The 21,915-nt window shown below is 71.9% G+C and carries 23 protein-coding genes; 11 read left to right on the forward strand and 12 right to left on the reverse strand.

The genetic code is table 11. The features are described from left to right. Both ACH4LD_RS32520 and ACH4LD_RS32525 read left to right on the forward strand, forming a co-directional pair. Positions 1-1,431, forward strand: coding sequence for an aldehyde dehydrogenase family protein (locus ACH4LD_RS32520; protein WP_398057612.1), 1,431 nt, complete (start codon positions 1-3; stop codon positions 1,429-1,431). After that, positions 1,424-2,308, forward strand: coding sequence for an aldehyde dehydrogenase family protein (locus tag ACH4LD_RS32525; RefSeq protein WP_398057611.1), 885 nt, complete (start codon positions 1,424-1,426; stop codon positions 2,306-2,308). Before ACH4LD_RS32520 ends, ACH4LD_RS32525 begins: the two co-directional genes overlap by 8 nt. Before the next feature lie 111 nt (positions 2,309-2,419). On the opposite strand, the gene ACH4LD_RS32530 is transcribed toward ACH4LD_RS32525, so the two are convergent. Beyond that, complete coding sequence (locus ACH4LD_RS32530; RefSeq protein WP_398057610.1) at positions 2,420-2,821, reverse strand: hypothetical protein; 402 nt, start codon at positions 2,819-2,821, stop codon at positions 2,420-2,422. Between the two features lie 160 nt (positions 2,822-2,981). On the opposite strand from ACH4LD_RS32530, the gene ACH4LD_RS32535 reads away from it, so the two are divergent. Then, on the forward strand, positions 2,982-3,584 hold the full coding sequence (locus tag ACH4LD_RS32535) for a uridine kinase (protein ID WP_398057744.1): 603 nt from the start codon (positions 2,982-2,984) through the stop codon (positions 3,582-3,584). Positions 3,585-3,733: 149 nt separating this feature from the next. Here the strand turns inward: ACH4LD_RS32535 and ACH4LD_RS32540 are convergent, their stop codons facing one another. Beyond that, a complete protein-coding gene (locus ACH4LD_RS32540; protein ID WP_398057609.1) occupies positions 3,734-4,504 on the reverse strand; it encodes a SigE family RNA polymerase sigma factor in 771 nt (256 codons plus the stop codon). A gap of 241 nt (positions 4,505-4,745) precedes the next feature. On the opposite strand from ACH4LD_RS32540, the gene afsQ1 reads away from it, so the two are divergent. The 5 genes from afsQ1 to ACH4LD_RS32565 all read left to right on the forward strand — a co-directional run bounded on the left by afsQ1 (position 4,746) and on the right by ACH4LD_RS32565 (position 8,812). After that, positions 4,746-5,423 (forward strand): two-component system response regulator AfsQ1, encoded by a 678-nt coding sequence (gene afsQ1 / locus ACH4LD_RS32545; protein WP_106980762.1) that lies wholly within the window; start codon positions 4,746-4,748, stop codon positions 5,421-5,423. After that, positions 5,420-7,009 (forward strand): ATP-binding protein, encoded by a 1,590-nt coding sequence (locus tag ACH4LD_RS32550; RefSeq protein WP_398057608.1) that lies wholly within the window; start codon positions 5,420-5,422, stop codon positions 7,007-7,009. The genes afsQ1 and ACH4LD_RS32550 overlap by 4 nt, the downstream gene beginning before the upstream one ends. Then, on the forward strand, positions 7,006-7,608 hold the full coding sequence (locus tag ACH4LD_RS32555) for a hypothetical protein (RefSeq protein ID WP_398057607.1): 603 nt from the start codon (positions 7,006-7,008) through the stop codon (positions 7,606-7,608). The genes ACH4LD_RS32550 and ACH4LD_RS32555 overlap by 4 nt, the downstream gene beginning before the upstream one ends. A gap of 329 nt (positions 7,609-7,937) precedes the next feature. After that, positions 7,938-8,501, forward strand: coding sequence for a VanZ family protein (locus tag ACH4LD_RS32560; RefSeq protein ID WP_132786701.1), 564 nt, complete (start codon positions 7,938-7,940; stop codon positions 8,499-8,501). A gap of 110 nt (positions 8,502-8,611) precedes the next feature. Next, on the forward strand, positions 8,612-8,812 hold the full coding sequence (locus tag ACH4LD_RS32565) for a PspC domain-containing protein (protein WP_014674578.1): 201 nt from the start codon (positions 8,612-8,614) through the stop codon (positions 8,810-8,812). A gap of 93 nt (positions 8,813-8,905) precedes the next feature. Here ACH4LD_RS32565 and ACH4LD_RS32570 read toward each other — a convergent pair whose 3' ends face one another. Both ACH4LD_RS32570 and ACH4LD_RS32575 read right to left on the reverse strand, forming a co-directional pair. After that, entirely contained in the window at positions 8,906-9,289 is a 384-nt protein-coding gene (locus tag ACH4LD_RS32570) for an ATP-binding protein (protein WP_132786702.1), read from the reverse strand. Positions 9,290-9,440: 151 nt separating this feature from the next. Then, a complete protein-coding gene (locus tag ACH4LD_RS32575) occupies positions 9,441-10,604 on the reverse strand; it encodes an adenosine deaminase (protein WP_398057606.1) in 1,164 nt (387 codons plus the stop codon). Between the two features lie 134 nt (positions 10,605-10,738). Here ACH4LD_RS32575 and ACH4LD_RS32580 point away from each other — a divergent pair, with 134 nt between their 5' ends. Beyond that, positions 10,739-11,506 carry an alpha/beta fold hydrolase gene (locus ACH4LD_RS32580; protein ID WP_165951674.1) on the forward strand — a complete coding sequence of 256 codons (768 nt, stop codon included), beginning with the start codon at positions 10,739-10,741 and terminating at the stop codon, positions 11,504-11,506. 12 nt (positions 11,507-11,518) lie between these two features. Here ACH4LD_RS32580 and ACH4LD_RS32585 read toward each other — a convergent pair whose 3' ends face one another. Further along, positions 11,519-12,472 (reverse strand): LysR family transcriptional regulator, encoded by a 954-nt coding sequence (locus ACH4LD_RS32585; protein WP_132786704.1) that lies wholly within the window; start codon positions 12,470-12,472, stop codon positions 11,519-11,521. 63 nt (positions 12,473-12,535) lie between these two features. On the opposite strand from ACH4LD_RS32585, the gene ACH4LD_RS32590 reads away from it, so the two are divergent. Further along, positions 12,536-13,828 (forward strand): MFS transporter, encoded by a 1,293-nt coding sequence (locus tag ACH4LD_RS32590; RefSeq protein ID WP_398057605.1) that lies wholly within the window; start codon positions 12,536-12,538, stop codon positions 13,826-13,828. A 149-nt stretch (positions 13,829-13,977) separates the two neighbouring features. Then, entirely contained in the window at positions 13,978-14,991 is a 1,014-nt protein-coding gene (locus tag ACH4LD_RS32595) for a sigma-70 family RNA polymerase sigma factor (protein ID WP_398057603.1), read from the forward strand. On the opposite strand, the gene ACH4LD_RS32600 is transcribed toward ACH4LD_RS32595, so the two are convergent. The 7 genes from ACH4LD_RS32600 to ACH4LD_RS32630 form a co-directional block, all read right to left on the reverse strand. Then, complete coding sequence (locus tag ACH4LD_RS32600) at positions 14,875-15,261, reverse strand: STAS domain-containing protein (RefSeq protein ID WP_398057602.1); 387 nt, start codon at positions 15,259-15,261, stop codon at positions 14,875-14,877. The genes ACH4LD_RS32595 and ACH4LD_RS32600 overlap by 117 nt on opposite strands. 69 nt (positions 15,262-15,330) lie before the next feature. After that, positions 15,331-15,915, reverse strand: coding sequence for a Uma2 family endonuclease (locus tag ACH4LD_RS32605; protein WP_398057601.1), 585 nt, complete (start codon positions 15,913-15,915; stop codon positions 15,331-15,333). Positions 15,916-16,034: 119 nt separating this feature from the next. Then, positions 16,035-17,312, reverse strand: a complete 1,278-nt coding sequence (locus tag ACH4LD_RS32610; RefSeq protein WP_398057743.1) for a thymidine phosphorylase — start codon at positions 17,310-17,312, stop codon at positions 16,035-16,037. Positions 17,313-17,392: 80 nt separating this feature from the next. Then, positions 17,393-17,797, reverse strand: coding sequence for a cytidine deaminase (locus ACH4LD_RS32615; protein ID WP_398057599.1), 405 nt, complete (start codon positions 17,795-17,797; stop codon positions 17,393-17,395). Further along, positions 17,794-19,080 carry an ABC transporter permease gene (locus ACH4LD_RS32620; RefSeq protein ID WP_132786710.1) on the reverse strand — a complete coding sequence of 429 codons (1,287 nt, stop codon included), beginning with the start codon at positions 19,078-19,080 and terminating at the stop codon, positions 17,794-17,796. Before ACH4LD_RS32620 ends, ACH4LD_RS32615 begins: the two co-directional genes overlap by 4 nt. Beyond that, the gene (locus tag ACH4LD_RS32625) at positions 19,080-20,207 is read right to left on the reverse strand and encodes an ABC transporter permease (RefSeq protein WP_058081670.1); all 1,128 of its coding nucleotides are present in this window, start codon (positions 20,205-20,207) and stop codon (positions 19,080-19,082) included. The genes ACH4LD_RS32620 and ACH4LD_RS32625 overlap by 1 nt, the downstream gene beginning before the upstream one ends. Continuing rightward, entirely contained in the window at positions 20,204-21,730 is a 1,527-nt protein-coding gene (locus ACH4LD_RS32630) for an ABC transporter ATP-binding protein (protein WP_398057742.1), read from the reverse strand. The genes ACH4LD_RS32625 and ACH4LD_RS32630 overlap by 4 nt, the downstream gene beginning before the upstream one ends. Positions 21,731-21,915 lie beyond the last annotated feature (185 nt).

Below are 21,915 nucleotides of genomic sequence, written 5' to 3' on the forward strand. Positions count from 1 at the left end.
ATGGCATTCGAGTACGCACCCGCCCCCGAGTCGCGCGCGATCGTCGACATCGCGCCCTCCTACGGCCTGTTCATCGACGGCGAGTTCACCGAGGCGGCCGACGGCAAGGTCTTCAAGACGGTCTCGCCGTCGACGGAGGAGGTCCTCGCCGAGGTCGCCCAGGCCGGTTCCGAGGACGTCGACCGTGCCGTCAGGGCCGCCCGCAAGGCGTTCGAGAAGTGGTCCGCGCTGCCCGGCTCCGAGCGCGCCAAGTACCTGTTCCGCATCGCGCGGATCATCCAGGAGCGCAGCCGTGAGCTGGCGGTCCTGGAGACGCTGGACAACGGCAAGCCGATCAGGGAGACCCGCGACGCGGACCTCCCGCTGGTGGCCGCGCACTTCTTCTACTACGCGGGCTGGGCCGACAAGCTCGGCCACGCCGGCTTCGGCCCGGACCCCAAGCCGCTGGGCGTGGCCGGCCAGGTCATCCCGTGGAACTTCCCGCTGCTGATGCTGGCCTGGAAGATCGCCCCGGCCCTCGCGACCGGCAACACGGTCGTCCTGAAGCCCGCCGAGACGACCCCGCTGTCCGCCCTGTTCTTCGCGGACGTCTGCCGCCAGGCCGGCCTGCCCAAGGGTGTCGTCAACATCCTCCCGGGCTACGGCGACGCGGGCGCCGCGCTGGTCGCGCACCCCGACGTGAACAAGGTCGCCTTCACCGGCTCCACGGCCGTCGGCAAGGAGATCGCCCGCACGGTCGCCGGCACCCGCAAGAAGCTCACCCTCGAACTGGGCGGCAAGGGCGCGAACATCGTCTTCGACGACGCGCCGATCGACCAGGCCGTCGAGGGCATCGTGGGCGGCATCTTCTTCAACCAGGGCCAGGTCTGCTGCGCGGGCTCGCGCCTCCTGGTCCAGGAGTCGATCCAGGACGAGCTGCTGGACTCCCTCAAGCGCCGCCTGTCCACGCTCCGCCTCGGCGACCCGCTGGACAAGAACACCGACATCGGCGCGATCAACTCCGCCGAACAGCTCGCCCGGATCACCGCGCTGGCCGAGCAGGGCGAGGCGGAGGGCGCCGAGCGCTGGTCGCCGGCCTACGAACTGCCCTCGTCCGGCTACTGGTTCGCCCCGACGCTCTTCACGAACGTCACCCAGGCGCACACCATCGCCCGCGACGAGATCTTCGGCCCGGTGCTGTCGGTCCTCACCTTCCGTACGCCCGACGAGGCCGTCGCCAAGGCCAACAACACCCAGTACGGCCTCTCGGCCGGCATCTGGACCGAGAAGGGCTCGCGCATCCTGGCCGTCGCGAACAAGCTGCGTGCCGGTGTCGTCTGGTCCAACACGTTCAACAAGTTCGACCCGACCTCGCCGTTCGGCGGCTACAAGGAGTCGGGCTTCGGCCGCGAGGGCGGCCGCCACGGCCTGGAGGCGTACCTCGATGTCTGACCGACTCAGTGTGTTCAAGACCTACAAGCTGTACGTCGGCGGGAAGTTCCCGCGTTCCGAGAGCGGCCGGGTGTACGAGGTGCAGGACTCGAAGGGCAACTGGCTGGCCAACGCTCCGCTGTCCTCCCGCAAGGACGCCCGTGACGCGGTGGTCGCCGCGCGCAAGGCGTTCGGCGGCTGGTCCGGCGCGACCGCCTACAACCGCGGCCAGGTCCTCTACCGCGTCGCGGAGATGCTGGAGGGCCGCAAGGAGCAGTTCGTCCGGGAGGTCGCGGACGCGGAGGGCCTGTCGAAGTCGAAGGCGGCGGCCGTCGTGGACGCGACGATCGACCGCTGGGTCTGGTACGCGGGCTGGACCGACAAGATCGCCCAGGTGATCGGCGGCGCCAACCCGGTCGCGGGCCCGTACTTCAACCTCTCCTCCCCGGAGCCGACCGGCGTGGTCGCCGTCCTGGCCCCGCAGGAGTCGTCCTTCCTCGGCCTGGTGTCGGTCGTGGCCCCGGTGATCGCCACCGGCAACACGGCGGTCGTGATCGCCTCCGAGAAGGCGCCGCTGCCGGCCCTGTCCCTCGGCGAGGTGCTGGCCACCTCCGACGTCCCGGGCGGTGTCGTCAACGTCCTGTCCGGCCGTACGGCGGAGATCGCGGCGCCGCTGGCCGCGCACCAGGACGTCAACGCGATCGACCTCGCGGGCGCGGACGAGGACCTGGCGAAGGAGCTGGAGATCGCGGCGGCCGACAACCTGAAGCGGGTGCTCCGTCCACAGGCTGTGGATTACTTCGAGACGCCGGGGACCGAGCGGATGACGGCGTTCCTGGAGACGAAGACGGTGTGGCACCCGACGGGGGCGCTGGGCGCGGCGGGGTCTTCCTACTGACGGGTCCGCCGGGGGACTGCTGCGGTTCGCCGACCGCGTATTCGTAGTGGCATGTCGCGCCCGCGCGGCGGAGTCGCATCGGACTCCGCCGCGCGGTTCTTCGGGGGCGCCTCAGTGGTCCAGGGCTCCGAGGGCCTGTCCGGCCACCGGAATGCTCCCCAGCGACTCGGCCTCCGCGACCGGTCGCGTCAGCATCTGGGAGCCGACCGGCTTGAAGTCGGCCAACTGCGTGCCCACGCCGTTGTCGAGCGGGTCCACGCCCGTGCCCGCGAGCGGGTTGGGCTTGAGTCCCGCGACCGGGCCGGTCACGTAACCCACCGTGCCGGTCAGGGCGCGCGCTCCCGTCCGGGGGTCGACGTTGCCGAGGTTGACGGGGCGGTGGTTGAGGCCCACGCCGGGGATCGAGTCGGCGGACGCCGTCGCCGCCCCCGCGCCCAGGGCCGCTCCGGCGGTCGCGAGGACGATCAGGGCGCGCTGCGCGGCGGAGTGCTGGGGGGAGGTGTGTCGGGCCATCGCTGATGCCACCTTCTGGTGCGCAGGGTAAGGATGTCGACACGTAGGGTAGTTGAGGCGAGACTCACGCTCAAAAGCCGACCCGCGGGGTCGGCAGGGCGCCCCCCATGCGTCAAACTGGTGTTCCGTGAGCATTCATCCTCCGTCCCCCGCCCGTGTCGTGCTGCTGTGCGGTCCCTCGGGCTCGGGCAAGTCACTCGTCGCCGCCCGTTCCGGGCTCCCCGTGCTGCGCCTGGACGACTTCTACAAGGAGGGTGACGATCCGACTCTGCCCCTGGTGGAGGGGAGTTCGGACATCGACTGGGACCACCCGGAGTCGTGGGACGCGGACGTCGCGGTCGAGGCCATCGCCCGGCTGTGCGCCACGGGGTCGACGCCGGTGCCGGTGTACGACATCTCGCTGAGCGCCCGGACCGGCGAGGAGACGCTGCACATCGGCCGTACCCCGCTGTTCATCGCGGAGGGCGTCTTCGCCGCCGAGATCGTCGAGCGCTGCCGGGAACGGGGCCTGCTCGCGGACGCGCTGTGCCTGTCCCGGGGGCCGGTCACCACCTTCCGGCGGCGCTTCCTGCGCGATCTGAGGGAGGGCCGCAAGTCGGTGCCGTTCCTGCTGCGCCGCGGCTGGCGGCTGATGCGCGCGGAGCGGTCGATCGTCGCCCGCCAGGTGTCGCTCGGCGCGCATCCCTGCGACCGCGACGAGGCGCTGGGCCGGCTCTCGGCAGCGGCGGCGGGCCGGCAGGTACGGCAGCGGACGGCGGCCTGACCCCCGGACCACCCCCTGCGCACGCAAGAGCGGGGCCAGCAGGCCACCGGCCCACCAGCCCCGTTCCCTTGCTCCCCCGTTTCCCCCGTGGGCCCACCCCCCAGTGGTCCCCGGCCCTTCCCCCGTTTCCCCCGTCGTCCCCCCGGACCTCAGGCGACCAGTTCGCCGAAGGCGTCCTCCTCGTCACGGCCGAAGCTGAGGACCTCGTCCTCGCGCAGCCGGCGCAGCGAGCGCCAGATGCTGGACTTCACCGTGCCGACACTGATGCCGAGGATCTCCGCGATCTCCGGGTCCGTGCGGCCCTCGTAGTAGCGCAGGACCAGCATGGTGCGCTGGAGTTCGGGCAGCCGGGCCAGCGCCTGCCACAGGACCGCGCGCAGCTCGGTGCCGCGCATCGCGTCCGTGTCGGAGGGCGTCTCCGGCAGTTCCTCGGTCGGGTACTCGTTGAGTTTGCGGCGCCGCCAGGCGCTGATGTGCAGGTTGGTCATGGTGCGGCGGAGGTATCCGCCGACCGCGGCCTTGTCGCTGATCCGGTCCCACGCCCGGTACGTCGAGAACAGCGCGCTCTGCAGCAGGTCCTCGGCCTCGAAGCGGTCACCGGTCAGGTGGTAGGCGGTGGCGTACAGGGAGGCGCGGCGCTCCTGGACGTAGGCGGTGAACTCCGCCTCCGTCAGCGAACGGCGCTCCCCCTGGTCCTCCCCGTACGCGGCTCCCCCGTGAGCTTCCCCCCGTGTGTCGACCACCGCCATGTACGCGGTGTGCTGACGCCCGGTGCCGCGAGCGCACCCCCGCCCTCCCCCGCGCTCGAACGCGCTCGCGCGGGAGGGACCCCCCTCGGCACCGGACTTCTCCGGTCCCCGGTGCACGTCGTGCAGACGCGTGACCACTGCGCTGGTGCTGATGCTGTGCAGCGTGTTCATCTCGCGCTCCCCGTCGTGGACTTCCGGTGACTCCGTCTTGCCCGGGCTGGTTCCGGCCGGCGGCCTTGCCCGTGCCCAAAAGACTGCCGGGGTGACTTCATGGCCATGTCTGCCGACTGTCACAGACCTGTCACAGGGGTCCCGCCCAGGCGGGTCACACACCGCGCACAGCCGGTGGCGCTACGGATGACCTGGTCCCGGCAGGTCGTACGGCGACCCCTCCATGGGCCAGAATGAGCCCGTGCCTTCCCTGTTGCTGATCGAGGACGACGACGCCATCCGTACGGCCCTGGAGCTCTCCCTGACGCGCCAGGGACACCGGGTGGCCACCGCTGCCAGCGGCGAGGACGGTCTGAAGCTGCTGCGTGAGCAGCGGCCGGACCTCATCGTGCTGGACGTGATGCTGCCCGGCATCGACGGGTTCGAGGTGTGCCGGCGCATCCGGCGCACGGACCAGCTGCCGATCATCCTGCTGACCGCGCGCAGCGACGACATCGACGTCGTGGTCGGGCTGGAGTCCGGCGCCGACGACTATGTCGTCAAGCCGGTGCAGGGGCGGGTGCTGGACGCCCGGATCCGGGCCGTGCTGCGGCGCGGGGAGCGCGAGTCCAGCGACTCGGCGACCTTCGGCAACCTCGTCATCGACCGGTCGGCGATGACCGTCACGAAGAACGGCGAGGACCTCCAGCTGACCCCGACCGAGCTGCGGCTGCTGCTGGAGCTGAGCCGCCGGCCCGGTCAGGCGCTGTCCCGGCAGCAGCTGCTGCGGCTGGTGTGGGAGCACGACTACCTCGGTGACTCGCGCCTGGTCGACGCGTGTGTGCAGCGGCTGCGCGCGAAGGTGGAGGACGTGCCGTCGTCGCCGACGCTCATCCGTACCGTCCGTGGTGTCGGCTACCGCCTGGACGCCCCTCAGTGACCGATAAGCAAGGGGGGCTGCGCGGCTGGGCCGCGGGGCGCAAGGGAAGTCTGTCGCGGCTAAGGTTCACCAGTCTCAGGCTGCGCCTGGTCGTCGTCTTCGGGCTGGTGGCCCTCACGGCCGCCGTGTCGGCGTCCGGCATCGCCTACTGGCTCAACCGGGAGGCCGTGCTCACCCGTGCCCAGGACGCGGTGCTGCGCGACTTCCGGCAGGAGATGCAGAACCGCGCGGGCGCGCTGCCGGAACACCCGACGCAGGACCAGGTGCAGCGCGCGGCCGGCCAGATGGCCGCCAGCAGCCAGCACTTCAGCGTGCTCCTGGTCGCCCAGGACGCCGACGGCAAGACCGTGTACGGCAACTCGGGCGGCATCAACGGCTTCTCACTGGAGGACGTGCCCCGGTCGCTGCGGACCGCCGTGACCAAGCGGCAGACCGTGACCGACTCCAACAAGGAGCCGTACCACCTGTACTGGCAGCGGGTCGTGGACCACGGCACGCCGTACCTGGTGGCCGGTACGCGCGTGATCGGCGGCGGTCCGACCGGCTACATGGCGAAGTCCCTGGAGCCGGAGGCGAAGGACCTCAACTCGCTGGCCTGGTCGCTGGGCATCGCCACCGGGCTCGCGCTGATCGGCGCCGCGCTGCTCGCGCAGGCCGCCGCCACGACCGTGCTGAAGCCCGTGCACCGCCTGGGCGTGGCCGCGCGACGGCTCGGCGAGGGCAGGCTGGACACCCGGTTGCGGGTGTCCGGCACCGACGAACTCGCCGATCTGTCCCGCACGTTCAACAACGCGGCCGAGGCGCTGGAGCAGCGGGTCGCGGAGATGGCCGCGCGGGACGAGGCCTCGCGCCGGTTCGTCGCCGACATGAGCCATGAGCTGCGGACGCCCCTCACCGCCATCACCGCCGTCACGGAGGTGCTGGAGGAGGAACTGGAGGCGGAGACCGGCAGCATGGACCCGATGATCGAGCCCGCCGTCCGGCTGGTGGTCAGCGAGACCCGGCGGCTGAACGACCTCGTCGAGAACCTGATGGAGGTCACCCGCTTCGACGCCGGCACCGCCCGGCTGGTCCTGGACGACGTCGACGTCGCCGACCAGATCACCGCGTGCATCGACGCCCGCGCCTGGCTGGACGCCGTCGAGCTGGACGCCGAGCGCGGCATCCACGCCCGGCTGGACCCGCGCCGCCTGGACGTCATCCTCGCCAACCTGATCGGCAACGCGCTCAAGCACGGCGGGTCGCCGGTGCGGGTGTCGGTCCGGGAGGCGGACGACTCGGTCGAGATCCAGGTCCGCGACCACGGGCCTGGCATCCCAGAGGATGTCCTCCCGCACGTCTTCGACCGCTTCTACAAGGCGAGCGCCTCCCGGCCGCGCTCCGAGGGCAGCGGGCTCGGCCTGTCCATCGCCCTGGAGAACGCCCACATCCACGGCGGCGAGATCATCGCCGCCAACTCCCCGGACGGCGGCGCGGTGTTCACACTCCGGCTGCCACGGGACGCCTCCCTGCTGACCGAGGAGGACGGCGGGGACACCAAGGCCGGCGAGACCGGCCGCGAAAGCTCGGGGAAGGAGGGGTCATGACCGTACGACGCCTGCTGGCGCTGCCCCTCCTGGGCGTGCTGCTCACCGGCTGCGGCATCCGGGCCACGGAGGTGCCGACCGACTTCGGGCCTGCGCCGTCCCGGGTGCCGTGCTCGCTGGCCGGGCCCGACGCGTCCGCGCAGTCCGCGCGCGGGGTGCCGGTGCAGGTGTTCCTGCTGTGCGGGGCGTCCCTGGTGGCCGTCGACCGGACCGTGCGGGTCCCGGAGGGTACCCCGGACGCCCGGCGGCGGGTGATCGTGGCGCAGGGACTGCTGGACCAGCTCGCCACGTCGCCGTCCGCCGCGGAGCGCTCCGCGGGCTATACGACGTACGTGCCGGGCGGCCTCCGGGTGAGCGGGCCCGGCCCGAAGGACCCCGAGGACACGCTCCGGCTGGGCACGGCGCCGTCGCGGCTCACCTCCTACGCCCTGGCCCAGCTGGTGTGCACCCTGTCCGACTCGGCGGCGACGGAGGACGACGGCTCGGTCATCCTGGCCGGCCCCGTCCCGGACCCCCTCCGCCGCTACGCCTGCACGGACGAGGTCCGCGACCACCCGGGCACCGCACAGCCGCCGTCGAGCGGGGTACCGGACGCGTAGCGCTGTGCTGGGCCGGAGCGGCGTAACGGTTGGCCTTCGCCGGGGGGCGGTCGTGGCGCGTCGTTGCGGTTGGCCTTGGCGGGGGGCGGCGTAACCGTTGCCCTGCGCCGTGGCGGGGGGAGCGGGTTCCCGCCGTGGGGCTCGCGTCCGTCGCCCGGCTGCGGATCCGTCGTGGCCGGTCGCGCCGTTCCGCGCCCCTGCGGGGCGCTCCCGACGTAGCGGTACCGGGCAGGTGAGCGGGTCCCGCCGGCCGGCCACCGCACGCGCCGCACGAGCCGAAACGTTTCCACGGCGGAACCAATCGGTCCCGCCCCCGCGTCTAGGGGGTCGTGCAGCGTCAAGGCTCCATCGGCGGCAGCGCCGCGATCCGCATCCGTGTGACGGGAGGTGTCCTCCTCGTCGCACATCTCGCCCTCGTCGCCTGGCTGATGCTGCGCCCCCTGGACGTCCCCTGGGTGATGCCCCCGAACCTGCGCCCGCTGGCCGGCATCCGGGCAGACCTGGCGCTGGGGTGGCCCCGGGCGGTCAGACCCCTCGGCGAGGGACTCGCACTGCTCGCCCCGCTGGGCGTGCTGCTCCCGATGGCGCACGGCAGGCTCACCGTCTCCCCGGTCGCGTCCCTGATCCGTACGGCCGCGGCCGGCGCCCTCCTCTCCCTCGGCATCGCCCTGCTGCAGACCGGTGTGCCGGGCAGGGTCGTGGACGTCGACTCGCTGCTGCTGAACACGGCGGGGGTCGTCCTGGCCCACCTGGCCGTCGTACCGGCGGCCCGCGCCCTGCTGCGACGCCGGGACACCCGGGAACCCGGCACTCCCGAACCCGCGCTCTCCGTCCAGGAGGAGCTGTCTCAGGGCCGTACCCCGACGATTCCCAGGGTCGGTATCGCCCCTTAGAGTGATGCTTCGTCCGCTTCGTCTCCGTACCGTTGAAGGCAGTTGAGGGGTCCCGGACCAGGGACCCGCCACCGGCTCGCGAGCGAGCCGACGACCACGGAGGAGCCGACATGACCGCCCTTTCCCGCCCCACCCACGGCCGCGTGATCGGCGGAGTCTGCGCCGGACTGGCCCGGCGCTTCGGCACCTCGGCCACGACGATGCGGGTGATCTTCCTGGTGTCCTGCCTGCTGCCGGGCCCGCAGTTCCTGCTCTACATAGCGCTGTGGCTGCTGCTCCCGTCCGAGGACAAGGCCCGCACCGCCTGGTGAGCCCGAGCCCGGGCGTGGACCCGGGCGCGGGCACGCCACAGGGGCGCGTCCGGACACACCGGAGCGCCCCGCGCGCGTCGGACGGAAGCCGGCTCAGCCGACCGGAATGCCGTTGACCGGAACGCCGTGCGTGGGCAGGCCCCGCACCGGCAGTCCGCCGAGCAGACCGGCGACCGGCTTGGTAGGCCCCTTGGCGAGGACGCTGTCGACGACGGGCCGCGCCGCGGCCGCGCCCTTGCCGGCGGTCGGCAGAGCCGCGGCGGCACCCCGCTTGGCCACGGGCTTCACCGTCTTCACGGCACCGCTGTCCGGCAGCGCCTCGATGACCTGCTCGGGCGGCAGCATCTTGGTGACGGTGTTCAGCGTCTGGCCGGCGTCCGGGCTGACCGGGGCCGCGTCGGCCGCGCCCGCACCGGCGGCGGCGAAAGCGGCGCCGAGGGCGGCGACACCGAGGGTCTTGGCAGCAGACTGCTTCATGGTGAATGCGTCCTTGCATGCGGAGACGGGAGATCACGAACGATCTGAGCGGTCCACGACCGTAAACATCCCCGGCCGTCCGCCGCAAACACCGAAATGCGGACGCCGCGTGAAACCGCGCCCGCATTCCGGTCCGGGAAGGACCCGGCCGCTATGCCTCAGAACCGGCAGAACCCCTGGTGGACGCGGTCTGGCGGAACAGCCATTCGGATTTCAGCTCGGCGTATCCGGGCTTGATGACGTCATTGATCATCGCGAGTCGTTCATCGAAAGGAATGAACGCTGATTTCATCGCATTGACGGAGAACCACTGGAGATCGTCGAGCGTGTAACCGAACGCCTCGACGAGGTGCTCGAATTCCCGGCTCATCGTGGTGTGCGACATCAGCCGGTTGTCGGTGTTCACGGTGGCCCGGAAGTGGAGCCGGCGCAGCAGCCCGATGGGGTGCTCGGCGTAGGAGGGCGCGGCCCCGGTCTGGAGGTTGGAGCTGGGGCACAGCTCCAACGGGATCCGCTTGTCCCGCACGTAGGAGGCGAGCCGGCCAAGCTTCACCGAGCCGTCCTCGGCGACCTCGATGTCGTCGATGATCCGCACTCCGTGTCCGAGCCGGTCGGCACCGCACCACTGGAGCGCCTGCCAGATGGACGGCAGCCCGAAGGCCTCGCCCGCGTGGATGGTGAAATGGTTGTTCTCGCGCTTGAGGTACTCGAAGGCGTCCAGGTGCCGGGTGGGCGGGTAGCCGGCCTCGGCACCGGCGATGTCGAAGCCGACCACACCCGAGTCCCGGTAGCGGTTGGCGAGTTCGGCGATCTCCAGGGAGCGGGCCGCGTGCCGCATGGCGGTCAGCAGGGCGCCGACCCGGATGCGGTGGCCGTTCTCGCGGGCGAGCCGCTCCCCCTGCCGGAACCCCTCGTTGACGGCTTCGACGACCTCCTCCAGGGACAGGCCCCGGTCGAGGTGCTGCTCGGGCGCGTAGCGCACCTCGGCGTAGACGACCCCGTCCTCGGCGAGGTCCTCGGCGCACTCGCGGGCGACCCGGACCAGGGCCTCCTTGGTCTGGAGCACGCCGACGGTGTGCCGGAAGGTCTCCAGGTACCGTTCCAGCGAGCCGGAGTCGGCGGCCTCCTGGAACCAGATGCCCAGCTTGTCCGGGTCGGTCTCGGGAAGGTCGGCGTACCCGGTCTCCCGGGCGAGGTCTACGACGGTGCCCGGGCGGAGCCCGCCGTCGAGATGATCGTGCAGCAGTACCTTGGGCGCCCGGCGGATCTGGTCCGCGGTGGGGGCGTTCCCGGTCGGTGCGGTCTGGCTCGTCATTTCCGCACTCTAACTCCTACGCGCGTAGAGCACCCGGTGCGCGGGACAACGGATTCCCGGCGCTTTTCCGTCGATACGCAACGGTGACCGGGCGCACGGGTTCAGTACACCGCGCCTTCTGACACTGTTCTGCCATGGGACAGCAAGCGACGCCGGTCCGAACGGCCGGGCTGGGGAAGGCAGTCGGCGCGGAGCCGACGTCGGTGAGCGGAGCGGTGCTGCTGCTCCCCGGCGGGGAGGAGGTCTCCGTCCGCCGGCCGTCCCCTGTCCGGGCGATGAGCCTCGTCCGCTCCCTGGGCCGCGCGCTGGCCCGCGCGGGCCGGGACGAGGGGCTGGCCGTGCATCCCGTGCAGTACCGCTACCGCGGCTGGAACGGCAGCGAGGCGCATCTGGCGGTGGATGCCGAGTGGGCCGCCGACGAGGTCGTACGGCGGTACGGGGACGTTCCCGTGTGCCTGGTGGGCGTGGACATGGGCGGACGCGCGGCGCTGCGGGCCGGCGGGCACGAGGCGGTCGACGCCGTGGTGGCGCTGGCCCCGTGGCTGCCGGAGGAGGACGTCGCCGCGCCGGCCGAGCCGGTGAAGCAGCTCGTCGGCCGGCGGGTGCTGATCGCCCACGGCACCAACGACGAACGGACCGACCCCGAGCTGTCGTTCCGGTTCGCGGCGCGGGCGAAGAAGGTGAACCGGGAGGTGTGCCGGTTCGAAGTGCACTCCGACGGGCACGGGTTGCACGGGCACCGGGACGAAGTGCGGTGTCTCGCGGTGGATTTCGTGATGGGCGCGTTGTTCGGACACTCCGTGTCCCGCCCCGTGGAGGACGCGTTGGCGGCGCCGCCGCCGATCGGACTGCGGATGCCGTTGGCCGCGGGGTTCGGCAGGTCGTGGAAGCTGAAGCGGTAGGGCCGGGCGGCCTCAGGTGGGCAGCAGGTTGCCCCTCCTGGAGAGCAGGAACTTCTTGAAGGCCGCCACCGGTGGGGTGTCCGGGCGGTCGGCCGGCCAGGCCACGCCGATCTCGCGGACCGCCCTGGGGGCCGTGACCGTCAGTTCCACCACGCCCGGGCGCGGGACGGTCGGGGGTGGCAGAAGGGCGACCCCGAGGCCCGCCGCCACCAGGCCGCGCAGCGTTTCCGCCTCTTCGCCCTCGAAGGCGATGCGGGGCTTGAAGCCGGCCTCGCGGCACAGGTCGTCCGTGATGCGGCGCAGGCCGTAGCCCGGTTCCAGGGTGACGAAGATCTCCTCGGCCGCTTCTGCCAGGCGGATGCGGCGGCGGGCCGCCAGGCGGTGGTCCGCGGGGACGACCAGGCGCAGTTTCTGCTCGTCCAGGCGGCGGGCGACCAGGTCGGGGGCGTCGGGGACGGGTGAGGTGAGGCAGAGGTCGAGTTCACCGGCGCGCAGTCCTTCGAGCATGGCCTCGCCGTAGTTCTGGACGAGGCTGAAGCGCACGCGCGGGTGGTCGGCGCGGAAGGCGTGCAGCAGGCCGGGTACGGTCTCGGCGCCCATGGTGTGCAGGAAGCCGAAGGCGACCTTGCCGGTGGCCGGATCGGCGTCCGCGCGGACCTCCTCGGCGGCCCGCCCGATCTCCGCGAGGGCCCGCTCGACGGAGGCGAGGAAGGTGCGGCCGGCGGTGGTCAGGGACACCGTGCGGCCGTGGCGGGCGAACAGGTCGACACCCAGGTCCCGCTCCAGGCGGACCATCGCCCGGGACAGCGTCGACTGGGGGACGTTCAGCTCCTGCGCGGCCCGGGTGACGTGCTCGGTACGGGCCACGCCGGCGAAGTACGCGAGGCGGGGCGCGAGCAACAGCGCCATGTCTTCTGTGTCACTGGACGGTGACAGTCGCGCCTGTGAGCTCTGCTGATGCGCCATGGGAACGATTATGGCGTTTCCATGCATTGGACGCATGAGTGGGGCCGTGTCTACGTTCGAGGCATGTCTCCCGCCAGTACCGGGGCGTCCACCGGCGTGGACGCCGTTCCGCCCGTCCGTACCTCCGACGCCGACTCCGACTCCCGGCTGACCCCGGGCGGCCCCGGCTACCGCCGGATGAGCCTCGCCCTGTTCCTCGCCGGAGTCGCGACCTTCGCCCTCCTCTACTCCACCCAGGCCCTGCTGCCGCTGATCTCCGGGGAGTTCGGGGTCGCGGCGAGCGAGGCGAGCTGGACCGTGGCCGCCGCGACCGGTGGACTGGCGCTGTTCGTCCTGCCGATGAGCGCGCTGTCGGAGCGGTTCGGACGCCGTGCGGTGATGACCGCCTCGCTGGCCGTGGCCGTCACGGTCGGCATGCTGGTGCCGTTCGCGCCGTCGCTCGGCGCGCTGGTGGTGCTGCGGGCCGTGCAGGGCGCGGCCCTGGCCGGACTGCCGGCCTCGGCACAGGCGTACCTGGCGGAGGAGGTGCGGCCGAAGGCGCTGGTCACGGCGATCGGCCTGTTCGTGGCGGGCAACAGTGTGGGCGGCATGAGCGGCCGGGTGATCACCGGCTGGGTCGCGCAGGAGTGGGGCTGGCGGGTGTCGGTCGGGGTGATCGGCGCACTCGCGGTCGCCTGCGCGGTGGCGTTCCGGCTGCTGCTGCCGGCCCCGAAGCACTTCACGGCGGGCTCGCTGCGCCCGCGGGTGCTGCTCGGCACCGTCCGCGGTCACCTCTCCGACCCGCTGCTGCGCCGCCTGTACGCGATCGGCGCGCTGTTCATGACGGTGTTCGGCGGTGTCTACACGGTGATCGGCTACCGGCTGACGGCGGCGCCGTTCGGACTGCCGCAGGGCATCGTGGGCTCGATCTTCCTGGTCTACCTGGTCGGTACGGTCTCCGCGTCGGCCGCGGGCCGGCTGGTGGGCCGGTTCGGCCGCCGGGGCGCGCTGTATCTGGCGGGCGGTACGACGGCGGCGGGGCTGCTGCTGTCCCTGACCGCCTCCCTGCCGCTGGTCCTGGCGGGCCTGGTGCTGATCACGGCGGGCTTCTTCGCCGGGCACGCGGTGGCTTCCTCGGCCGTCAGCAAGACGGCCACGCGGGGCCGGGCCCAGGCGTCGGCGCTGTACCAGTCCGCGTACTACATCGGCTCCAGCGTCGGCAGTACGGTCGGCGCGCTGGCCTTCCACGCGAACGGCTGGACCGGCACGGTCGGGGTCGGTCTGCTCGCGGTCCTCGGCGTCGTCACGATCACCGTCCTCGGCTCGCGGGCGGCCCGGGCGGAGGCGGCCCGGCGGGCGCCGGTGGGCGCGCACTGAACCGGCGCACGCCGCCCGGCTTCCCCGAGCAACCATGGTGAGCTGGTCCTTTTCCCACTCCGGGGGCCATTGTCAGTGGGCTGCGGTAGCTTCCCAAGTGCTGGGGCGCGACGGCGCGCTACAGGGACGGCCACAGGGGTGGGTGGACGATGGGCAACAGCACGGCGACGGCGGATCTGGACGTCGCACTGGAGAAGCACCGGACCGAGCTGACCGGGTACTGCTACCGGATGCTCGGTTCCTCCTTCGAGGCCGAGGACGCGGTGCAGGACACCCTGGTGCGGGCCTGGCGGAGCTACGACAAGTTCGAGGGCCGTTCCAGCCTGCGCTCGTGGCTGTACCGGATCGCGACGAACGTGTGCCTGGACATGCTGGCGGCGGGCAGCAAGCGGGCCCGGCCGATGGACCTGTCGGAGGCCACCCCGCTCGCGCGGGCGGCGCTCTCCCCGCGCCCGGACAACACCTGGCTGGAGCCGATGCCGGACGCGCGCGTGCTGCCGGTCGTGGAGGACCCGGCGGAGGCGGCGGTCGCCAAGGAGTCGATCCGGCTGGCCTTCATGGCGGCCCTCCAGCAGCTGCCGCCCAAGCAGCGGGCGGTGCTGATCCTGCGTGAGGTGCTGGCCTGGAAGGCGAGCGAGGTGGCCGAGCTGCTGGACACCACGGTCGCCTCGGTGAACAGCGCCTTGCAGCGGGCCCGGGCCACGCTCGCGGAGCGCGGGGACGCGGGGGCCGAGGGGGCGGTGTCCGATCCCCTGGACGAGGAGCAGCAGAAGCTGCTGGAGCGTTACGTGAAGGCGTTCGAGGGCTACGACATGACGGCGCTCACGGCTCTGCTGCACGAGGACGCCATCATGACGATGCCGCCGTTCGACCTGTGGCTGCGCGGTACGGCGGACATCACCGGTTTCATGACCACCCTGGGCGCCTCCTGCGCCGGTTCCCGGCTGCTGCCGGTCCGGGCCAACGGCCTGCCGGGCTTCGCGCACTACAAGCCGGACCCGGAGAACGGGGGGTTCAGCCCGTGGGCGGTGCAGGTGCTGGAGATCTCAGACGGCCGGATCACCGGATTCCACTGCTTCCTCGACACCCAGCGCTGGTTCCCGCTCTTCGGTCTGCCCCTCCACCTGGAAGCGGAGTCCGACGAGGCCGAGAAGTCCGTGTAGCGCGGGGTCGGGGTCCCGCAGCCGTATCCGCCCGCCGGCCCGGCGGGCGGTGAGCTCCAGCCGGGCCAGCAGGTCGACGGCCGCCAGCCCCGGCGGCCCGAGCCCGCCCACGTCGCACACGACCACCCCGGTCCCGCCGGCCTCCAGCAGCGCCCGCACATCGGCACACAGCCCCGGCACATCGTCCCGACGAACGGGCCCGGGCAGCACCAGCACGGCGGGGGTCTCGGCATCCACGTGCGGTAGACCGGCGGGGCGGGCGGAACTCATCGGGGGCGGTGGCGGGGCCGCGGTGCCGGTCCGGCCGGCGGGGCGGCGACGGTGTCGGGATGACGCCGGTCAGTCGACCGGGAACTCGCCGGTGTCGAGGGTGAGGCCGAACGGCTCCGGCAGCTCGATCAGGTCGCCGAACTTGACCGCCTTGAGAACCCGGTAGACGTCGCCCTTCGGCTCGCCGTAGAGCGTCACGGTGGGGCCTCCGGGCGCCCATCGGTCGACCAGGAGGTACAGCGGGATACCGGCGGTGGCGTAGGCGGCGGGCTTGCTGACGCGATCGTGGCCGGCGTTGGACTTGGAAGTGACCTCGACGACGAGTTCGGCGAGGGCGGCGGGGATGTGGGAGTCGGCCTCGGCGCATTCTCGCACCGGAGCCACCACCAGGTCCGGGATGAGCATGCCCAGCCGTGACGGCACGGCGATGGCCAGTGTCTGGAAGATCCCCCACTCTTCGGGGACCACGGAGTAGAGGCGACGCTGGATACGTTCCGCGATCACGTTGTGACGGGATGCGGGAGCAGGTGACACGGTGATGATCCCCTCGATGATCTCCACCTTGCTGCCCTCGGGCCATTCCATCTCCTCCCAGTACCGGACGAGGTCGTCCCAGTTCTGGTCGGAGTCCTGGCTGACGGTGAGTGCGCTCATGGCGGTCTCCTATCGGTGCGTCACCGATCCCAGCATGCCGAACGGGACCGGCGGCGGTCCACCGGTCCCGTTCACCCGAAAGGGCCGTGACATCAGCGGCCTACGGCCGCGGGCGCAGGTCAGGCGATACGTTCCCGTACCACCGGGGTGGGCTGGAAGGCCGTGCCCGGGGCCGCGATGTCGTAGGAGCCCGCCACCGCCTGGAGCGCGTACTCGAAGCGCTCGGGGGTGTCGGTGTGCAGGGTCAGCAGGGGCCGGCCCTCGGTCACCGTGTCGCCCGGCTTGGCGTGCAGCTCGATGCCCGCGCCCGCCTGCACCGGGTCCTCCTTGCGGGCCCGGCCGGCACCGAGGCGCCAGGCGCCGACGCCGATGTCGTACGCGTCGAGGCGGGTCAGGACGCCGGTGGACGGGGCCTTCACGACATGCTGCTCCTTCGCGGTGGGCAGCGGCGCGTCCGGGTCGCCGCCCTGGGCCGCGATCATGCGGCGCCAGACGTCCATCGCCGAGCCGTCGGCGAGGGCCTTCGCCGGGTCGGCGTCCTTGATGCCCGCCGCGTCGAGCATCTCGCGGGCCAGGGCGATGGTCAGTTCCACGACGTCCGCGGGGCCGCCGCCGGCCAGGACCTCGACCGACTCTCGGACCTCCAGGGCGTTGCCCGCCGTGAGGCCGAGCGGGGTGGACATGTCGGTCAGGAGCGCGACCGTCCTCACCCCGTGGTCGGTGCCGAGGCCGACCATCGTGGAGGCCAGCTCACGGGCGTCCTCGATCGTCTTCATGAAGGCGCCCGTGCCGACCTTGACGTCCAGCACCAGGGAGCCGGTGCCCTCCGCGATCTTCTTCGACATGATCGAGGAGGCGATCAGGGGGATCGCCTCGACCGTGCCGGTGACGTCGCGCAGGGCGTAGAGCTTCTTGTCGGCGGGGGCCAGGCCGTCGCCCGCCGCGCAGATCACGGCGCCCGTGGTGTCCAGGACGTTCAGCATCTCCTCGTTGGAGAGCAGCGCGCGCCAGCCGGGGATCGACTCCAGCTTGTCCAGGGTGCCGCCGGTGTGGCCGAGGCCCCGGCCGGAGAGCTGGGGGACGGCCGCGCCGCAGGCGGCGACGAGCGGGGCCAGCGGGAGGGTGATCTTGTCGCCGACGCCGCCCGTGGAGTGCTTGTCGGCCGTCGGGCGGGACAGCGAGGAGAAGTCCATGCGCTCACCGGAGGCGATCATGGCCGCGGTCCAGCGGGCGATCTCGCGGCGGTTCATGCCGTTCAGCAGGATCGCCATGGCGAGCGCGGACATCTGCTCGTCGGCGACCTCGCCCCGGGTGTACGCGTCGATGACCCAGTCGATCTGCTCGTCGGTCAGCTCACCGCGGTCCCGCTTGGTGCGGATGACGGAGATGGCGTCCATGGCCATGGCGGGTGTGGTTCCTTCCGGGAGGTGCGAAGTGTGCGGCCCCCCTGCGGGCGGGGCAGGGGGGCCGTACGGCATTACTGGGTGAGATGGTCCGGGCCGAAGGCCTGGGGCAGCATCTCGGAGAGCGGGAGGACGCCCGCCGGGGTGTCCAGCAGCAGGTCCGGGCCGCCGAACTCGTAGAGCAGCTGGCGGCAGCGGCCACACGGGACCAGCAGGGCGCCGGTGCCGTCGACGCACGTGAAGTGCGTCAGCCGGCCGCCGCCCGTGCGCTGGAGCTGGGAGACCAGGCCGCACTCGGCGCACAGACCGAGGCCGTAGGAGGCGTTCTCGACGTTGCAGCCGGTGACCGTGCGGCCGTCGTCGACCAGGGCCGCCACGCCGACCGGGTAGCCGGAGTAGGGGGCGTAGGCGTGGCTCATGGCCTCCCGCGCCTCGGCGCGCAGGGCCTCCCAGTCGAAGTCGGCGGCTCGCCCGGTCACTTGCCCTGCCCCTTCCGGTAGCGCATGCCGTCCGCCTTCGGCATCCGCAGGCGCTGCGCGGACAGCGACAGCACCAGCAGCGTGACGACGTACGGGGTGGCGCCGACGAAGTCGCTGGGGACCTCGTCGGTGAGCAGGTACCAGACGAGGACCAGCGCGGCCATGACGGCACTGACCACGCCCTGCACCAGGGCCTTCTTGTAGAGCTTCCAGCCGGCCAGCAGCGCGAGCAGGACGACCAGCAGCAGGAGCAGGGCGTGCACGGTCACGCCGCCGTTGCGGAGCTGGAGCGCGTCGGAGTAGCCGAACAGGCCCGCGCCCATGGCGAGGCCGCCGGGGCGCCAGTTGCCGAAGATCATGGCTGCGAGACCGATGTAGCCGCGGCCTCCGGTCTGACCCTCCAGGTAGGTGTGCGAGGTGACCAGCGCGAGGAAGGCGCCGCCGAGGCCGGCGAGGCCGCCGGAGACGGCCACGGCCGCGTACTTGTACTGGTAGACGTTGACACCGAGGGACTCGGCGGCGATCGGGTTCTCCCCGCAGGAACGCAGCCGCAGCCCGAACGGGGTGCGCCACAGCAGCCACCAGCTGCCGACGAACAGCAGCACGGCGATGATCGTCACCACGGACAGGTTGGTGATCAGACCGCCGATGATGCCGGCGAGGTCGGAGACCAGGAACCAGTGGTGCTTCTCGATCGACGCGAGGCCGTCCGAGAGGCCGGGGACGGTGACGTCGGGCAGCGTGTCCGCGGGCGGGGACTGCTTGGGGTTGCCGCCCGCCTCGGCGGCCTTGCCGTCGGCGAAGAACAGCTTGGCCAGGTACTGGGTGGCGCCGAGCGCGAGCAGGTTGACGGCGACACCGGAGACGATGTGGTCGACGCCGAAGGTGACGGTGGCGACGGCGTGCACGAGGCCGCCGAGGACGCCGAAGGCGACGCCGCACAGCAGGCCGAGCCAGGGGCTGGACTGCCAGCCGATCCAGCCGGCGCCGAAGGTGCCGAGGATCATCATGCCTTCGAGGCCGATGTTGACCACGCCGGCCCGCTCCGACCACAGGCCGGCGAGTCCGGCGAGGCCGATCGGTACGGCGAGGCCGAGGGCGGCGCCGACCTGGCCGGCGGAGTCGAGCTGGTTGGCGCCGGTGATCACGCGGACGGCGGCCAGGAGCAGCAGGGCGCCCGCGACGATCATGAGGGTCAGGCCGAGGGAGCGGCCGGTGCGCTGCGGCGCGCCCGCCGCCTTGGGAGCCGCCGGCGGCGGCGCGTCGGTCATCGTGGCAGTCATCACGCCACCTCCTGCTTCTTCGTCGGGGCGGCGGCCTGGGCGGCGAGTTCGGCGCCGACGCGCTGCTGCTGGCGCTTCAGCCCGTAGCGGCGTACGACCTCGTAGGCGATGACGACGCACAGCACGATGACGCCCTGGATGACGCCGAGGATTTCCTTGTCGTAGCCCTGGAATTCCAGGTGGTTGGTGGTGCGCTCCAGGAAGCCCCAGAGCAGCGCGCCGAGGGCGATGCCGATCGGGTGGTTGCGGCCGAGCAGGGCGATGGCGATGCCGGTGAAGCCGATGCCGGCCGGGAAGTCGTTGCTGAACTGGTGGCTGTCGTTCAGCAGGGTCGGCATGCCGATCAGACCGGCCACCGCACCCGAGATGATCATGCTGGTCGCGACCATCTTCTTCACCCCGACGCCGCTCGCGGCGGCGGCGGTCTCGGACTGGCCGACGGTGCGCAGGTCGAAGCCGAACCGGGTGCGGCCGAGCACGAACCAGTACGCGACGCCGACGAGCACGGCGATGACGATGAAGCCCCACAGCTCACCGGCCGGGCCGGTGTCGAAGCTGAAGAAGTACGAGGACGACGGCAGCGGCTTGGTGGAGACGAGGGTGCCGGCCTGGTCGAGCTGGCCGAGCTTGCCGGGCTGGAGCAGGTAGGCGATGACCGCGGTGGCGATGGAGTTCAGCATGATGGTCGCGATGACCTCGCTGACGCCCCGGGTCACCTTGAGGACGCCGGCGATGGCCGCCCACAGGGCGCCGGTGGCCATGGCGCAGAGGATGATCAGCGGGATGGCGATCCAGCCGGGCACGGTGAGCGCCCCGCCGAGGACGGCGGCGATGAACGCGGCGAGCCGGTACTGGCCGTCGACACCGATGTTGAACAGGTTCATGCGGAAGCCGATGGCCACCGCGACACCCGCGAGGTAGTACGTCGTCGCCTTGTTCAGGATGTAGACCTGGCTGTCGCTGGCGAAGCCGTAGGTCACCATGTCGCTGAAGGCGTCGCCGGGGTTCTTGCCGGTCGCGAGGATCACCAGGGTGGTGACGACGAGCGCGGCGACGACCGCCAGCAGGGGCGCGGCGACGCCGAGGAGCAGCCGCTCCTTGTCGATCCGTGAGGTCAGCTTGTTCATCGCGCGTCGTCCTCTGTGTGCTCCAGGTGGCCGGTGGCCGCACCCGTCATGGCGGAGCCCAGCTCTTCGGGGGTGATCGTGGCGGGGTCGGCGTCGGCGACCAGACGGCCGCGGTACATCACCCGCAGGGTGTCGGAGAGCCCGATCAGCTCGTCCAGGTCCGCGGAGATCAGCAGCACGGCCAGGCCCTCGCGGCGAGCCTCGCGGATGTGGTCCCAGATGGCCGCCTGCGCGCCGACGTCCACACCGCGGGTCGGGTGGGCGGCGATGAGCAGCTTGGGGCTGTGGCTCATCTCCCGGCCGACGATCAGCTTCTGCTGGTTGCCGCCGGACAGGGAGGCGGCGGTGACGTCGATGCCGGGGGTGCGGACGTCGTAGGACTCGACGATGCGCTGGGTGTCGGTGCGGGCGGCCTTGAGGTCGAGCAGTCCGCCGCGCGAGTTGGGCTTCTCGGTGACGTGGCCGAGGATGCGGTTCTCCCACAGCGGTGCTTCCAGCAGCAGGCCGTGGCGGTGGCGGTCCTCGGGGATGTAGCCGATGCCGGACTCGCGGCGGTCGCGGGTCGGAGCCTGGGAGATGTCGGTCCCGTCGAGGGTGACGACGCCGGCGTCGGGCCGGCGCATGCCCATGATCGCCTCGACCAGTTCGGACTGGCCGTTGCCCTCCACGCCGGCGATGCCGAGGACCTCGCCCTTGTGGATGGTGAAGGAGATCTCGTCCAGGATGATCCGCTCGACGCCGTCGAGGTCGGTCTGCGCGAGATGCAGGCCGTCCACCGTGAGCATCGGGACGTCGGTGACCGTGGACTCCTGGGTCTCCGGGGTGGGCAGCTCGCTGCCGACCATCAGCTCGGCGAGCTGCTTGGGGGTGGTGCCGCGCGGGTCGACGGTGCCGACGGTGGTGCCGCGCCGGATGACGGTGATCTCGTCGGCGACGGAGAGCACCTCGCCCAGCTTGTGCGAGATGAAGATGACGGTGAGGCCCTCGGCCTTGAGTTCGCGCAGGTTGTCGAAGAGGGCGTCGACCTCCTGCGGCACGAGGACGGCGGTGGGCTCGTCCAGGATGAGGGTCTTGGCGCCGCGGTAGAGGACCTTGAGGATCTCCACGCGCTGGCGGTCGGCGACGCCGAGCTCCTCGACCAGGGCGTCGGGCCGGACGCCCAGGCCGTAGGCGTCGGAGATCTCCTTGATCCGGGCGCGTGCCCGGCCCCCGATGCCGTGCAGCTTCTCCGCGCCGAGGACGACGTTCTCCAGGACGGTGAGGTTGTCGGCGAGCATGAAGTGCTGGTGCACCATGCCGATGCCGCGGGCGATGGCGTCGCCGGGGTTGTGGAAGACGACCTGTTCGCCACCCACGGTGATGGTGCCCTCGTCCGGCTGCTGCATGCCGTAGAGGATCTTCATCAGGGTGGACTTGCCGGCGCCGTTCTCACCGCACAGGGCGTGGACGGTGCCCGTGCGGACCGTGATGTCGATGTCGCGGTTGGCGACGACGCCGGGGAAACGCTTGGTGATGCCGCGCAGTTCGACGGCAGCGGGAGGGCTGGACGCGTTGATGGCGCACTCTCCTCGGGGAAAGGGGCTGCGGGGAGGGGGCAGGCGTCGGCGACGCTAGCGCGGCAACTCCGTGCTACACGCGTAGAGTTGACACATTGTTATGGCTCGGCGGAGAGCTCCGGAGGGCGCCCCCGCCGAGCCGGGGTCCGACG

It is taken from the genome of Streptomyces sp. NPDC017676, assembly GCF_044329325.1.
Classification (GTDB): Bacteria; Actinomycetota; Actinomycetes; order Streptomycetales; family Streptomycetaceae; genus Streptomyces.